Source organism: Streptomyces sp. NPDC039736, from assembly GCF_055596485.1.
Genome location: NZ_JBVIUQ010000004.1, coordinates 40,584 through 53,995 on the forward strand (window position 1 = coordinate 40,584; position 13,412 = coordinate 53,995).

General features: G+C 72.7%; 17 protein-coding genes and 1 tRNA gene. 13 read left to right on the top strand and 5 right to left on the bottom strand.

Features of this window, described 5'->3' with window-relative positions:
* Positions 1-181: 181 nt before the first annotated feature.
* Entirely contained in the window at positions 182-985 is an 804-nt protein-coding gene (locus tag ACZ56L_RS13425; RefSeq protein ID WP_471063942.1) for an ABC transporter permease, read from the bottom strand.
* A 219-nt stretch (positions 986-1,204) separates the two neighbouring features.
* Here ACZ56L_RS13425 and ACZ56L_RS13430 point away from each other — a divergent pair, with 219 nt between their 5' ends.
* The 3 genes from ACZ56L_RS13430 to ACZ56L_RS13440 all read left to right on the top strand — a co-directional run bounded on the left by ACZ56L_RS13430 (position 1,205) and on the right by ACZ56L_RS13440 (position 4,446).
* Positions 1,205-1,873 carry an HNH endonuclease family protein gene (locus tag ACZ56L_RS13430; protein WP_345223300.1) on the top strand — a complete coding sequence of 223 codons (669 nt, stop codon included), beginning with the start codon at positions 1,205-1,207 and terminating at the stop codon, positions 1,871-1,873.
* Between the two features lie 175 nt (positions 1,874-2,048).
* Positions 2,049-3,773, top strand: coding sequence for an alkaline phosphatase D family protein (locus tag ACZ56L_RS13435; protein WP_468685887.1), 1,725 nt, complete (start codon positions 2,049-2,051; stop codon positions 3,771-3,773).
* 178 nt (positions 3,774-3,951) lie between these two features.
* Positions 3,952-4,446 (top strand): DoxX family protein, encoded by a 495-nt coding sequence (locus ACZ56L_RS13440; RefSeq protein WP_345223295.1) that lies wholly within the window; start codon positions 3,952-3,954, stop codon positions 4,444-4,446.
* A 97-nt stretch (positions 4,447-4,543) separates the two neighbouring features.
* On the opposite strand, the gene ACZ56L_RS13445 is transcribed toward ACZ56L_RS13440, so the two are convergent.
* Entirely contained in the window at positions 4,544-5,134 is a 591-nt protein-coding gene (locus tag ACZ56L_RS13445) for a superoxide dismutase family protein (protein ID WP_471063945.1), read from the bottom strand.
* Between the two features lie 281 nt (positions 5,135-5,415).
* Here ACZ56L_RS13445 and ACZ56L_RS13450 point away from each other — a divergent pair, with 281 nt between their 5' ends.
* Positions 5,416-6,090, top strand: coding sequence for a DedA family protein (locus tag ACZ56L_RS13450; RefSeq protein ID WP_345223291.1), 675 nt, complete (start codon positions 5,416-5,418; stop codon positions 6,088-6,090).
* Here ACZ56L_RS13450 and ACZ56L_RS13455 read toward each other — a convergent pair.
* Complete coding sequence (locus ACZ56L_RS13455; protein ID WP_345223289.1) at positions 6,012-6,233, bottom strand: DUF2277 family protein; 222 nt, start codon at positions 6,231-6,233, stop codon at positions 6,012-6,014. The genes ACZ56L_RS13450 and ACZ56L_RS13455 overlap by 79 nt on opposite strands.
* 231 nt (positions 6,234-6,464) lie before the next feature.
* Between ACZ56L_RS13455 and ACZ56L_RS13460 the strand changes: the two genes are divergently transcribed.
* From ACZ56L_RS13460 to ACZ56L_RS13495, 8 genes are all read left to right on the top strand, one after another.
* Positions 6,465-7,106, top strand: a complete 642-nt coding sequence (locus ACZ56L_RS13460; protein WP_345223287.1) for an HNH endonuclease family protein — start codon at positions 6,465-6,467, stop codon at positions 7,104-7,106.
* A gap of 302 nt (positions 7,107-7,408) precedes the next feature.
* Positions 7,409-8,044 (top strand): hypothetical protein, encoded by a 636-nt coding sequence (locus ACZ56L_RS13465; RefSeq protein ID WP_345223284.1) that lies wholly within the window; start codon positions 7,409-7,411, stop codon positions 8,042-8,044.
* 412 nt (positions 8,045-8,456) lie between these two features.
* Positions 8,457-9,704 carry a helix-turn-helix domain-containing protein gene (locus ACZ56L_RS13470; RefSeq protein ID WP_471063948.1) on the top strand — a complete coding sequence of 416 codons (1,248 nt, stop codon included), beginning with the start codon at positions 8,457-8,459 and terminating at the stop codon, positions 9,702-9,704.
* Positions 9,705-9,834: 130 nt separating this feature from the next.
* Positions 9,835-10,269, top strand: coding sequence for a hypothetical protein (locus tag ACZ56L_RS13475; RefSeq protein WP_471063950.1), 435 nt, complete (start codon positions 9,835-9,837; stop codon positions 10,267-10,269).
* A complete protein-coding gene (locus ACZ56L_RS13480; protein ID WP_471063952.1) occupies positions 10,269-10,448 on the top strand; it encodes a hypothetical protein in 180 nt (59 codons plus the stop codon). The genes ACZ56L_RS13475 and ACZ56L_RS13480 overlap by 1 nt, the downstream gene beginning before the upstream one ends.
* Positions 10,445-11,029: a hypothetical protein gene (locus ACZ56L_RS13485; protein WP_471063954.1), complete on the top strand. Its 585-nt coding sequence runs from the start codon at positions 10,445-10,447 to the stop codon at positions 11,027-11,029. The genes ACZ56L_RS13480 and ACZ56L_RS13485 overlap by 4 nt, the downstream gene beginning before the upstream one ends.
* Positions 11,026-11,190, top strand: coding sequence for a hypothetical protein (locus ACZ56L_RS13490; RefSeq protein WP_471063956.1), 165 nt, complete (start codon positions 11,026-11,028; stop codon positions 11,188-11,190). Before ACZ56L_RS13485 ends, ACZ56L_RS13490 begins: the two co-directional genes overlap by 4 nt.
* Positions 11,191-11,283: 93 nt before the next feature.
* The gene (locus ACZ56L_RS13495) at positions 11,284-11,790 is read left to right on the top strand and encodes a glycine-rich domain-containing protein (protein WP_401757260.1); all 507 of its coding nucleotides are present in this window, start codon (positions 11,284-11,286) and stop codon (positions 11,788-11,790) included.
* A gap of 265 nt (positions 11,791-12,055) precedes the next feature.
* Here ACZ56L_RS13495 and ACZ56L_RS13500 read toward each other — a convergent pair whose 3' ends face one another.
* A complete protein-coding gene (locus ACZ56L_RS13500; RefSeq protein WP_345223271.1) occupies positions 12,056-12,277 on the bottom strand; it encodes a helix-turn-helix domain-containing protein in 222 nt (73 codons plus the stop codon).
* Positions 12,278-12,385: 108 nt separating this feature from the next.
* A tRNA-Val gene (locus ACZ56L_RS13505) sits at positions 12,386-12,460 on the bottom strand.
* A 189-nt stretch (positions 12,461-12,649) separates the two neighbouring features.
* Here ACZ56L_RS13505 and ACZ56L_RS13510 point away from each other — a divergent pair.
* Positions 12,650-13,408 carry a DUF4097 family beta strand repeat-containing protein gene (locus ACZ56L_RS13510; RefSeq protein ID WP_471063959.1) on the top strand — a complete coding sequence of 253 codons (759 nt, stop codon included), beginning with the start codon at positions 12,650-12,652 and terminating at the stop codon, positions 13,406-13,408.
* Positions 13,409-13,412: the final 4 nt, after the last annotated feature.

A 13,412-nucleotide genomic window follows, 5' to 3' on the forward strand; every position in this document is an offset into this window, starting at 1 on the left:
GACACGACGACGGAGGACCGCCGGGTGCCTGCCTCCGGGCGCCGGCTGAGCGAACTCAGCAGTATGTCGACGGTCCGGCGAAGAGCTACTCCCCTTCATGCTCGTACAAGGGTACGGGACGCCCCGGCCGGAAAGTCCCGGCGCCCCGGCGCCCGGGTCCCGCCGCCCCGGCCCCGCCGCCTCAGTCCCGGTGCAGCCGCCCCCGGGCCACCAGCTCCAGGACGCCCGCGACCGCCACCGCCTGCACCGCGAGCAGTGCCACCAGCACGAAGAGCTGCACCGCGCCCGCCATGACGGGCGAGGCCCCGCCCAGCAGCATCCCCACGAAGGCCCCCGGCAGGGTGACCAGACCCACCGTCCGCGTCTGGTCGAGCCCGGGGAGCAGCGCGTCGGAGGCGGCGGGCCTGGCCACCTCCAGCCGCGCCTCCCGCTCCAGCAGGCCGAGCGCGAGGCCCGCCTCCATCTCCCCGCGCCGCGTCGTCAGCTCGTCCAGGGCGCGCCGCCCGCCCAGCACGGTCGCGGTGAGGGCGCCGCCGATGAGGATGCCGGTGACCGGGATCAGCGCGATGCCGGTGGGCGGGACGAGACCGGTGAGCAGCAGGGCGAGCACCACGGGGGCGACCCCGGCGGCGATCGGGACGGCCGCCCACCACCAGGTCCCGTTGGGGGTGATCCGCCGCCCGGCGGTGCGCGCGGCCACCGCGTACATCAGCAGCAGGAACGCGCACAGCAGCCAGCCCGAGCGAGCCACCCAGCCGATCGCGAGGGCGACCACGGTGAGCTGCACGGCGGCCCGCGCCCCGGCGAGCGCGGTGGCCCGGCCCCGGGCACGGGTGCCGTCGCCGGAGAGGCGGGCACAGGCGACGACGGTGACCGCGAGGGCGAGCAGCACGGCGAGGACCGCGCCGAGGGTGGCGTTGACGGGGAGCAGGGTGGGGGCGTCCTGCGCGAACGCAGCGGGAGCACCGGGCGCGGGGGCGGTCACCGGGTCAGCCTAGAGGGCCCCAACTCCCTTGCATGAGCGCGGTGTGGTGAATCGTCAGATTCCGTGAACAGTTCTGAACGCCTTGATATGACGTGCCCATGCCGTCAGCCTGTTACCTGGCGCACGCCTCCCGGAAACCCGGCGTCGCCATGATGGCCGGGCCGCGCGGGAGTTGACGGGACGCGTGGCACAACGTCCCCCCACAGCTCGGGAGTTCCCATGTCACGCCGTGCCACAGCCCCCTCCGCGAAGTTCTACGCGCGTCGCACCGCCGTCTGCCTCGGTGCCGCCGCGCTCGCCGCGACCGGCCTGCTCGCCACCGCCCCCACCGCCCTCGCCTCGCCGCCCCCGCCGGTCGACGCGGGCACCGCGCGCACCTACCTCGCCGCGCTCACCGTGGCCGCCGAGGGCAGCTCCGACGGCTACAGCCGGGAGAAGTTCCCGCACTGGAGCACCCAGACCGGGGCCTGCAACACCCGCGAGGTGGTCCTCAAGCGCGACGGGCGGAACGTCGAGCAGGACACCAAGTGCGCGGCCGTGAAGGGCAGTTGGTTCTCCGAGTACGACGGGGCCACCTGGACGGCCGCGTCCGACGTGGACATCGACCACATGGTCCCGCTCGCGGAGGCCTGGCGGTCCGGGGCGAGGAACTGGACGACCGCCGCCCGGCAGTCCTTCGCCAACGACCTGACCCGCCCGCAGCTCATCGCGGTCACCGACAACGTGAACCAGGCCAAGGGCGACCAGGACCCGGCCGAGTGGCTGCCCCCGGTGACCTCCTACCGCTGCACGTACACCCGGATGTGGGTGCAGGTGAAGCACCACTGGAAGCTGACCGTCGACCAGGCGGAGAAGTCGGCCCTGGAGGGCGTCCTCAGGAACTGCTGAGGCCCCTGGGGCGCGGCCGGCCTCCGGAGCCGTCCGGACCGTCCACCGGGCCGGCCGTCCGGGGCAACCGCACGGTCAACCCCAGATTGACGCGCGGAACTTCCCCGTTCCCCTCCGTCGTTCCGTACCGTACGGGGCCGTGGCCCCGCACGGGGGACGACGGAGGAGGACGGACATGACCCGGCTGCGCCTGGGACCGGTACTGAGGTACGTCGACTGGGAACGCGGGGACGCCGCGACCGTCTGGGTGGAGACCGACCGGCCCTGCACGGCCGAGGTGGTCTGCGCGGGCGGCGGCGGGGGAAGCGCGGAGACCTTCCAGATATCCGGACACCACTACGCGCTGATCCCGGTGACGGGCCTGCGCCCGGGCACGTCGACACCGTACGAGGTCCTGCTCGGCGGCAGCCGGGTGTGGCCGCTGCCGGACGCGGAGGCCTCCGGGTTCCCGCCCAGCACCATCAACACGCCCGAGCCCGGCGCGGACTCCGCCCGGATCACCTTCGGGTCCTGCCGGTGGGCCGCGCCCGCCGAGGGCGAGAAGGACCCGGCGGGGCCCGACGCCCTGGACACCCTCGCGGCCAGGCTCGTCGAGCACCCGGAGGGGGCGTACGCCGAGCGCCCGGACTACCTGCTGCTGCTGGGCGACCAGGTGTACGCGGACGAGATCTCCAAGGCCACCCGGCGCTGGCTGGCCGCCCGCCGCGACCTGCGCGAGCCGCCGGGCGCGGAGGTCGCGGACTACGAGGAGTACACCCACCTCTACTACGAGTCCTGGCTCGACCCGGAGGTGCGCTGGCTGCTGTCCACCGTGCCGACCTGCATGATCTTCGACGATCACGACGTGATCGACGACTGGAACACCAGCGCCGCCTGGGTCGCCGACATGCGGGCCACCCCGTGGTGGCGCGAGCGCATCCTCAGCGGGCTGATGTCGTACTGGGTCTACCAGCACCTGGGCAACCTCTCCCCCGCCGAACTCGCCGCCGACCCGCTGTACGCCGAGGTGTGCGCGGGCCCGGACGGCACGGACGCGCTGCGCGCGTTCGCCGGCCGCGCCGACCAGGACCCGGCCTCGGTGCGCTGGAGCTACCGGCGCGACTTCGGGAACGTACGGCTGCTGATGGTGGACACCCGCGCGGCCCGCGTCCTGAAGGAGGGCGAGCGGGCGATGCTCGACGAGGAGGAGGCGTCCTGGCTCGCCGACCAGGCGCTGGACGACACGCGCCCGTACGACCACCTCCTGATCGGGACCTCGCTGCCGTGGCTGCTGCCGCCGCTGATCCACGACGCGGAGGGGTGGAACGCGGCGCTGGCGGCGGGGCTCAGGGGCCGGCGGTGGGCGCGGCTCGCGGAGGACCTGCGCAGGCGCTCGGACCTGGAGCACTGGGCGGCCTTCCCGGCGTCCTTCGAGCGGCTGGCGCGGCTGATCGCCGAGGCGGGCAGCGGTCCGGCCGCCCCCGCCACGGTGTGCGTGCTGTCGGGGGACGTGCACCACGCGTACGTCGCCGAGCCGACCGCGTGGCCGGACGACGCCCGGCCGGACACCGCAAAGGTGTTCCAGCTGACCTGTTCGCCGGTGCACAACGGCATCCCCTCCTCGATCAAGCTCGGTTTCCGCTTCGGCTGGAGCGGGCCGGGGCAGCGGCTCGGGCGCGGGCTCGCGCGGCACGGCCGGCTGGGAGCGCCGCTGCTGCGGTGGCGGCGCTCCGCCGGGCCCTGGTTCGGCAACCAGCTCATGACGCTGACGCTGCGCGGGCGCTCCGCGGAACTGCGGCTGGACCAGGCGCAGCAGGTGCAGACGGGCCGGAAGGAGGACGGAGGTCACAGCAGGCAGGGCCGGAGCAAGGGCGGCGCGCGGCTTGTGACGGCGATGACTACATCTCTGACACAGGAATGACACAAAAGGGCCAACCAGCAGCGCATAAGCGCCACTTGAGAGTGAATTTCGGCCACAAGTCGAATGTTGAACTTGCAAGCACAGTGAGGCTTACCTAACCTCCTGGGCATCGCAGGTCTCTTCGGGCTGCGTCCCCACCCGGCCTCCCCCTGGCCGCCACCGAAGGAGTCCCCCGCCCATGACCCCGCCTTCCGCACCGGTCCCCCGGACCTCCCTGGCCGCTCGTCTCACGGAGTACCGCCCGTACGCTCTCGCCGCGTTCCGCTTCGTCACCGGCCTGCTCTTCGCCTGCCACGGCGCGGCCTCGCTCTTCGGCGTCCTCGGCGGCGCGGGCGGCACCGGGGCCACCGTCCAGACGGGCGCCTGGCCGGGCTGGTACGCGGCCGTGATCCAGCTCGTCGGCGGGGTGCTCGTCGCGCTCGGCCTGTTCACCAGGACCGCCGCCTTCGTCGCCGCGGGCTCCATGGCGTACGCCTACTTCGTCGTCCACCAGCCGGAGGGGCTGTGGCCGATGCAGAACGGCGGCGAGCTCTCGGCCCTGTTCTGCTGGACGCTCCTGCTGCTGGTCTTCACCGGGCCCGGCGCGCTGGCGGCGGACGGGCTGCTCGCCGCGCGACGCGGCCAGGACGCGGCGACGGCACGCGAGGAACCGCAGGTCACGGCGACCGCCTGAGGCACGCGAGGGGCGTTCGGACCGATCCCGCTCGACGGTCCGAACGCCCCTGGCGCGCCACCGGAGACGACGGCGCGTCAACGAAGGCGTCGGCCCGTCACTTCACGCCCGTCCGGAAGTCGCCGAACGGCACGGTGAAGCAGCCGACGCGCTCGCCCGCGCCGCCCTGCTCGCGGTGCAGGACCACCGAGTTGGCCGCGCCCTCGGGCAGCCCCCAGGTGTGGTGCGAGCTCGTCCAGGCGTCGCCGTTGCGGTCGGTGGTGAGGTCGAGCCACACCTCGTTGTCGGGGTTCACCAGCTTCGGGTCCTTGACGTGCTGGTAGTGCGCCCCGGCGGCCTGCGGGTCGGCGCCGCACGGCTTCTCGTGGACGTGCACGCCGAACGCGTGGCCCGGCTTCAGGCCCCGCACCTTCAGGGTGACCGTGGTCCCCTTCGCGCCGGACCTCTGCTCGACCCGTATCCGGCTCCCCGCGGGCACCAGCTCCGCGTCGTACGACACGGCTCCCGGCGGTGCGGAGGCGGAGGCGGGGGCGAAGCGTCCGTCGACGGTGAGGCCCTTGCCGTCACCGCCCCGGCCCGCGCTGCCGTCCTCGGCGTACGCGGCGGCGGCCGGTCCCGCGAGCAGGAGGGCGGCGGCCCCGCCGACGATCCGTACGGCACGCTTCCGCGCCGGGCTGCGACCTGTCATGGTGCGTCTCCTTCGAGTGGCCCCCTGCCGTTGCTCCCGCCCCGCACCACCCTCCGCGCACCCTCGCGGGCCGTCGCACGGAACGCGGCGATCGGGTGAACGGCCCGGTGCTCGAACGAGCCCCGGCGGGGCCTCGCGGCCCGGCCCACGTGATGTGCCCAACACCACCCGTACCGGACACCGATCCCGCTCCCACCAGGCGTAAGGTGGATCGCTGTTAAGCCGCCCCTGCCGCTCCCCATGCGACGTCGCGGCGTGGTTCCTCGCCGGGGAGTTTCGCAGTGCTGGAGAGTCTGGGGTCGCTGGCCTCGGGTCCGTGGATATACGCGGTGATCGGTGTCTCGATCGTCCTCGACGTCTTCCTCCCGATCATGCCGAGCGGCGTCCTGCTGATCACCGCCGCCACCGCGGCCGCCGCGGGCGCGTCCAACGCCACCGCCGGCGCCCCCGACGGCTTCGCGCAGGACGTGCCGGACCTGCTCCTGCTCGCCGCGTGCGCGGCCGCCGCGTCCCTGCTCGGCGACTTCGCGGCGTACCGGCTGGCCTGGCGGGGCGGGGAACGCCTGGACCGGGCGATCTCCCGTTCGCGCCGGCTGACCGCCGCGCAGGAACGTCTCGGCAGCGCGCTCAGCCGGGGCGGCGGCGTCCTGGTCGTCGTGGCCCGCTTCGCGCCCGCCGGGCGCTCGGTGGTGTCGCTGGGGGCGGGCGCGGCGCACCGCAGGCCCCAGGAGTTCGTCCCGTGGTCGGCGCTGGCGGGCGCCACCTGGGCGCTGTACAGCGTGACGCTGGGCTACTTCGGCGGGCAGTGGCTGGGCGCGAGCTGGCTCAGCACGGGCGTCTCGGTGCTCGCGCTCGCCGTCGCGGGGACCCTGGCGGCCTACGTGGTGCGCCGCCCGCGCACTTCCAGTCCGGCCAGCAGCGCGGCCGTGGCGGCGGCGACCTCTTCGACGGCCTGATCGAACACCTCCTTGTTGTGCGCGGCGGGCGCGCGGAAGCCGGAGATCTTCCGTACGTACTGCAGGGCGGCGGCGGTGATCTCCTCCCCGGTGGCTTCTTCGGGCAGGGCGGGCGGACGAAGCGTCTTGATGCTGCGGCACATGCCCTCCACGCTACCGACGCCCACTGACAACGGCCCCCGGCACCCGACCCGCACGCCTCCCGGCTGCGCCGCTGCCGCCCCGGAGGTTTACCGGCCGGGGCTGCGCACCATCGGGTGATCTCCCCGTGCCCCCGGCCCGCACCGGCCCCTCGTACCGCTACGACTTGTTCGCTCGCCGCACACGACGACCGCGTACCAGGCCGTACGCGTACGAGACGGAGGCCCGCCCGCATGAAGACCGCTGCCCTGCTGTTCCTGCTGCCCCTCTTGTTCACCTCCTCCCCCGCCGCCCCGCCCGTCACCGTGACCACCACCCTCCACGCGGCCGTCGCCGCCCTGCCGAAGGCCGCCGACACCCCGGCCGGATACACGGCGGCGGAGTTCACGCACTGGACCGACGAGGACCAGGACGGCTGCAACACCCGCTCCGAGGTGCTCCTGGAGGAGGCCACGACCCCGCCGGCGGCCGACCCCCGGTGCGTGCTGACGGGCGGCGCCTGGCACTCGTACTACGACAAGAAGGACCACACCACGGCCACCTCCCTGGCCGTCGACCACCTCGTCCCGCTCGCCGACGCCTGGCGTTCGGGGGCCGCCGCCTGGTCCCCCGACGAGCGCCGGCGCTTCGCCAACGACACCGAGGACCCGCGCACCCTCGCCGCGATCACCTCCGCGGAGGACCGCCTCAAGGGCGACCGGGACCCGGCCCACTGGGAGCCGTCGGACGACGGGGCGGACTGCCGCTACGTCGCCGAGTGGACGGCCGTGAAGAGCCGCTGGCGCCTGACGGCGGACGCGGCCGAGCACAAGGCGCTGACCACGATGGCCGCGGAGTGCCCGGAGGAACCCCTGACGTACACGCACGCCCGCTGAGGGGGCCGGGGGGGGACCCATGCACCGCCCCGGCGCACGCTCGCCGAGGAGGCGGAGGGGGCCTGCGCGTCGCCCCGGCGCACGCTCGCCGAGGCGACGACCGCCCGGCCGATCGCACCGGCGGCGGGCCGCGCCGCCCCGGCCGAGCAGGGGCCTCGCACCGACGGAGCTTCCGTCCGCACGGGAACGGGGATGTTCCGCGCGTCACTTCCCCATGTCACGGGACGGCTACACCCCGCACACGCCCCCTCACCCGACACGCATGATGTCCCTCTCAGCACAGCGACATCCCCGGGGGGACCATGCACCACCGTCACACCGCTCTCGCCCTCACCGCCGCCGCGCTCCTCGCGCTCACGGCCTGCCAGGACGTCAGCACGGGCGACGCCTCGAAGCCGAACTCCACCGGCCCGGCGTCCTCGGCGGCTCCCGGGCCCAGCGCGCCCCGGGTCCCGGCCGAGAAGGACGCGCGACTCCCCGACTTCGTCGGCAAGGGCCTCCAGTCCGCCCAGGACCAGGCGCAGGCAGCCGGGTTCTACGCGCTGAAGAGCCACGATGCGCTCGGCCGCGGCCGGCAGCAGGTGCTGGACCGCAGTTGGAAGGTCTGCTCCCAGACGCCCGCGGCCGGCACCCGCCCCACCTCCACGACCGTCGACTTCGGCACGGTGAAGCTGGAGGAGTCCTGTCCCGACGCCGACGTCCGCGAGCCGGACAGGGCGGGCGGGACCATGCCGAACCTCGTGGGGAAGAGCGTGAAGGTCGCCCGTGAGTCCCTGCCGGCCAACACGTCACTGACCGTCGAGGACAGTTCCGGCCGGGGCCGCATGGTTCTCGTGGAGTCGAACTGGTCGGTGTGCTCGGTGACCCCCGGGGCGGGCACCGCGCTGGACGGACAACCGGTCACGATCAGCGCGGCGAAGTTCACGGAGTCCTGCTGACCCGCCCCTCTCCGCCCTCCGGACGGCGCGCGCCCGCGGGATGGCGGGGCGTTCTCCCACGGTCCGAGAGTCCGCAGGACACGCAGTACCGGCCGGGTTCCTGGGAGGGCAACGTCCTCGTCCGGCACCGGTACCGCACGCCCCGCCCCGATTCCTGGCACCTGGTGCGGCGCGACCACCGGAACGACACCGGCGGCCGGGGGTGCTCCGCAGGAGGTACGCATCTGATCGACGGCACGCGCTACCGGGAAAGGGTCTCCGGTGGCCGCGGACTACGGCACGTAGCTGCAAGGGGTGCTTGTCCTGCGGCCTTCGGGCGGGAGGGGGCTTTCGTCATGTTCAAGACCACGACACAGAAAGGGCCTTGCCCCATACCCTGACAGTGTCGAGCTGTTCAGAGAGGGGCAAGGCCGTGCCATCTGATGCTACCCCGGACCCGTATGCCGACCCATTGGCCTTCGGGCAGAGATTGCAAATCCTCCGCACGCGCAAGGGTATGACCCGCGACCAACTCGGCGGCCTCATGGGTCGATCCGGATCGTGGGTCAAGGCCGTCGAGACCGGCCGCCTGAAGGTGCCCCGACTCGAAGTAGTGCTGCAGCTTGCGGAGTTGCTGCGCGTCCGAGATCTCTCCGACCTCACTGGGGACCAGTCCGTGCACGTCGACCTCTTCACTGGCCCTGGCCACCCCCGACTCGGGGCAGTGCAGGCCGCGATGAACCAGTTCCCCGTCCCGCTCGGTGAAGCCCCGCCAGCCGATCACCTTCAGGCCCGCCTCGCGCGCGCGTGGGCGGCGCGGCACTCGGCACCGAATCACCGTGACGTGGTGGGTGCTCTGCTGCCCGACCTGATCCGGGACGCCCAACTCACCGTACGGGCGGCCGACAGCGCCACCGATCGCCGCACTGCACAGGCGGTGCTCAGCGAGGTGTACTCGCTGGCGCAGTTCTTCGCCGCGTACCAGCCGGACGCTGCCCTCCTGTGGCGGATCGCCGAGCGCGGCATGGTAGCCGCTCAGGAGTCCGAGGACCCGCACACCATTGGCGTCGCAGCATGGCTCACCGCGCAGGCACATCGCGACTCGGGGCCTGCGCACTTCGACGCTGCCGACACCGTGACACGGAAGACGTTGGAGTTTCTGGAGCCTCTGCTCCCCGATGCGTCGGACGACGTCGTCGCCATCACCGGCGCCCTTCGGTTCGAAGCCGGGTACACGGCCGCTCGCCGGGCGGAGTCGGGTACTGCCTGGCGGTACTGGGACGTCGCCCGCGAGACGGCCGCCCGGCTGCCGAGGGACTACTACCATCCGGTGACGTCGTTCTCGCGGGCCATCATGGGCGCGCACGCGGTAACGATCGCCGTCGAACTGCACGCGGGCGGAGAGTCTGTGCGGCAGGCGGCGGCTTCGGACGCCACGACGATTCCGTCCCGGCCGCGCCGGGCCCGGCACCGGATCGAGGAGGCCCGCGGGTACCAGCTCGACGGACAGCCGGACGTGGCCCTCGCGACGCTGGCGCAGGCGCACGAGGCTGCCCCGGAGACGATCAAGTACAACGGGTATGCGAAGCGGATCGTGCTCGAAGAGGCGGAGTCGAAGGCTCCCGCGCGCCGCCGTCGTGCCTCCGAGCTGGCAGTGAAGTTGGGCCTGCTGGCTGCCTGATGGGAGGGGGTACATTCTGTGCCCTCTCTTCCCCCAGGTCGCTCCTACCGTCGGTATACGCAGTTCACCGACGATGCCGGGGGCGACCGTGCACACCCGATCCGACAACCGAACGTCCGTTGCTGACTGGTTGGCCCGCGCGCACGCCGATCCGGACGCCGCGCACCGGGAGTGGGCGGAGCGCGGGGTGGCGATGCTGCCGCTCGGCGTCCGCTTCGACGCGGTCCGCATCCCGTTCTCGGTCGTACGCGCGGCCCTCGGCACGGACAACCGGGACGCGATCGGCCGGACCTTGCCGCAGATGCTCGGCGGGCCGGTGATCCAGGACGGCGAGAAGTGGACGTACCCGCTCGTCCCCACCGGCGGCGCTTCCGCCTGGTCGGCCCGTGCCGGGAACTACCGCGGCCGGGGCTGGCTGGCCGTACCTGACACTGACCAGCCCGGCCCGCCCGGCATGTACTGGACCGTCGCGATGGCCACCCCTGGCCGGCTCTGCGAGTCGCTGGCCGTCGCCTCGATGATCGAGGCCGGCGTCTCCGCCCTCTCCGGGAAGGAGGGCAGGTGATGGTCCGGTTGTCCGAGGTCGTACTGGAGCAGTCGCCCAGCTACTCCGCCTTCACCGCGCTCATGAAGCACGGCCTGGCCTGCTGCCCCGAGTGCCAGGCCGGAGTCCTGTGCCCGGTCGGCACGCGGCTGATGGCGGCGTGGGAGGCTCGCCGGACCTGGCAGGTGAGGACGCCATGACCACGCTGCTCGACACGCCTGCTGCTGCTGCCGACTCCGCCGCCGCCTGGCTGCTGGGCCACGGGAACGCCGCCCGCGCGCAGACCCAGGACTGGCCGACCGGCCGGCACGTCTGGCCCGGCATGGGCATTGAGTACGAGGCCGTCCGGATGCCGGGCGACCTGGTGCACGCGGCCGTACGCAGCACCGATCCGCCCTCCGTCGCCGAGAGACTCACCCGCTTCCTTGAGGGCCCGGTGGCGGCCGCTCCGGCCGCCGGCTGGTACCTGGCCCTCACCCGGCCGACGGGTCCGAAGTGGTACAAGCGCTGCGACCCTGACGGGCTCGGCACGTTCGTCCCACCCGACGAGCATCTGATCCTGCCGCACCCCAGTCGCACTACACCCAGCAGCGCGCTGTTCTGGTCGCGGCCCGTCCAGCCAGGCCAGGTCTCCGAAGCGCTCTCCGTGGCACTGCTGCTCGACATGGGCGATCACGCCCTCTCCTGGCAGGCCCGGTACTGCGACGCGCGCGGCGAGGCGACATACGCGCCCTTCGGCGCGCTCCGGATCCTGGTGGGCAACCAGGGGACGCCGTCATGACGCGGTGCCCGAGCCGTGAAGGAAACGGTCACCCCTTCCCGTACGAGGACGAGACCACGGCGCGCTGCCCGGAGCACGGCGTGACGCTGCTGTGGCACGGCGAGCCGATCACCGCCGACGACCTCACCCCTGCGGCTCCCCCGGACGAGTCCGAGGAGTAGCCCCTCATGCACCCGCCCCCGCCGCCTGAGCCCTGCTACGAACGGCGGCCGGGGCGGGCCTCATGCACCGCCCACCGAAACGGAAGGCACCACATGAGTACCACCACCTGCGCGCCCGTCACCAGGGACGCCCGATCCCTGCTGACCACCGCCGAGTTCGATGCGGTCACCCGCACCGTTCTCCGCGCGAACCCGGGGATGGAGACGGCGCTCGCGCAGCGGATCGTCCTCGACGCCTTGAAGTTCGTCGCCACCGCCGCCACCCGGGACCCCGCCAGCGCCGGCCTGGCGCCGTCCCGCGTCGTTGACGAGGGCTGGCACGCCCTGATCCTGCACACCCAGACGTACGCCCGGCTCTGCGAGCGCCTCGGCGGCCGGTTCGTCCACCACGTTCCGCAACCGCCGAACCCGACCAGGTCCCAGGGCATCCTCGGCCGGACGACCGTCGCCATCGAGATGGCCGGGTTCAGCGTCGACCGCGACCTCTGGATTCCGGCGGAGGATCGAACGTTCGTCGTGGCCGCCGACTGCCAGCACTCCGAGACCAACTGCACGGACTGCAACTGCTCGGAGGTCTCGTGCGAAAGCACCCAGAACTGACCGAACCGACCTCTACCCTGCTGCCATGAATGAACAACAGTGGGCTGCCATCGCCGAATTCAAGTCCGTGAAGGCACGCGCTCAGGCGCGCTCCCCCAAGGGGCGGCATCCGCGGCATACTCGTAGGTGTCCCGGCCACGGCTTCGTCGTGATGGCGACGCCCCAGGGCCCGGTCACTGTGCCCTGCGGGTGCTGCGGAGGTGGCAGCGAGTAGAACCCCCGCGCCCCGGCGGTTCGCAGCGCCGACTTCCTGCGGACCGCCGACCTACCGAACGAGGTCGGCGAGCGGAACGCCGATCGCGTCGGCGATGAGGAGCAGGGAGTCGAGGCGGGCACTCGCGTGGCCCTGCTCGATCCGGTTGTCGTTGTGCCGCTCCATCCCGATGCGCAGGGCGACCGCCTCTTGTGTGAGGCCGGCGGCCTTGCGTGCGTCACCGACGGCCCGGCGGCGGGTGAGGACCCGTGCGGGCGGTTCAGCGGGTGGCACACGCCTGTGCCATCCACCTGAAGATCGAACGGACTCCGGACACGAGAAAGCCCCCCAATCGATCTTGATTGAGGGGCTTCAAACAGGCTCTCACCTGCTGTTTATCCCTGGTGGGCGCGGACGGTTTCGAACCGCCGACATCCGCCTTGTAAGGGCGGCGCTCTACCCCTGAGCTACGCGCCCGGGCATGAGGCAACAGCGTACATGGCCCCGGGGGCTGCTTCGCAAGCCGGATCCGGTGGCGGTGCTGGTCACGGGCGGGACAGGGGGGTTAGCCCCACCCCCGATCCGGTGGGCGGCCGGATCGTGCGGGGTGGGCGCCGGTGCCTAGGTTGGGGGCACACCGATCGTACGCAGCAGGGGGACCGCATCATGGCAGCCAAGACCCGCACCTTTCTCGCCCTCGGCGGGGCCGTTCTCGTCGCGCTCTCCGTCTCCGGGTGCGGCGGTGCGGACGTCATGGACGCGCCCGTGGAGAAGAAGTCGTTCGCGTTCAGCGGGCGGACCCTCACGGTCGCCGGGCACGACTCCGGGCTGACCCTGGTGCCGGCGGACGTCCAGCAGATCGAGGTCGAGCGGCAGGTCGACGGGTGGGCGCTGCTGGGGAGCGGCCCCGAGCCCGTGTGGGAGCTGCGGGGCGACACCCTCGACCTGAAGGTCAAGTGCTCCGGCATCGCCACCAACTGCCAGGCCCGCCACTCGATCAAGGTCCCGCGCGGCGTCACCGTGAACGTGGAGAGCGACAACGGCCGTGTCGAGGCCGCCGGTTTCACCACCGACATGGCGGTCACGACCGACAACGGCGAGATCGCCGTCAAGGACATGAGCGGCAGACTGAACCTGAAGACCTCCAACGGGGAGATCGTCGGCGAACGCCTCGCCGCCAAGTCCGTGACCGCCCGGACGGACAACGGCAAGGTGGAGATGGGCTTCGCCGCCACCCCCGACCTCGTCGACGGCGGCAGCGACAACGGCTCGATCCGGCTCACGCTGCCGAAGGCGACGTACAAGGTCGACGTGGAGACCGGCAACGGCGAGGCGCGGGTGGACGTGCCCAAGGCGGAGACCAGCAGCCACGTGGTGAAGCTGCGCACCGACAACGGCGAAGTCACGGTGCGAAGCGCGAACTAACCGG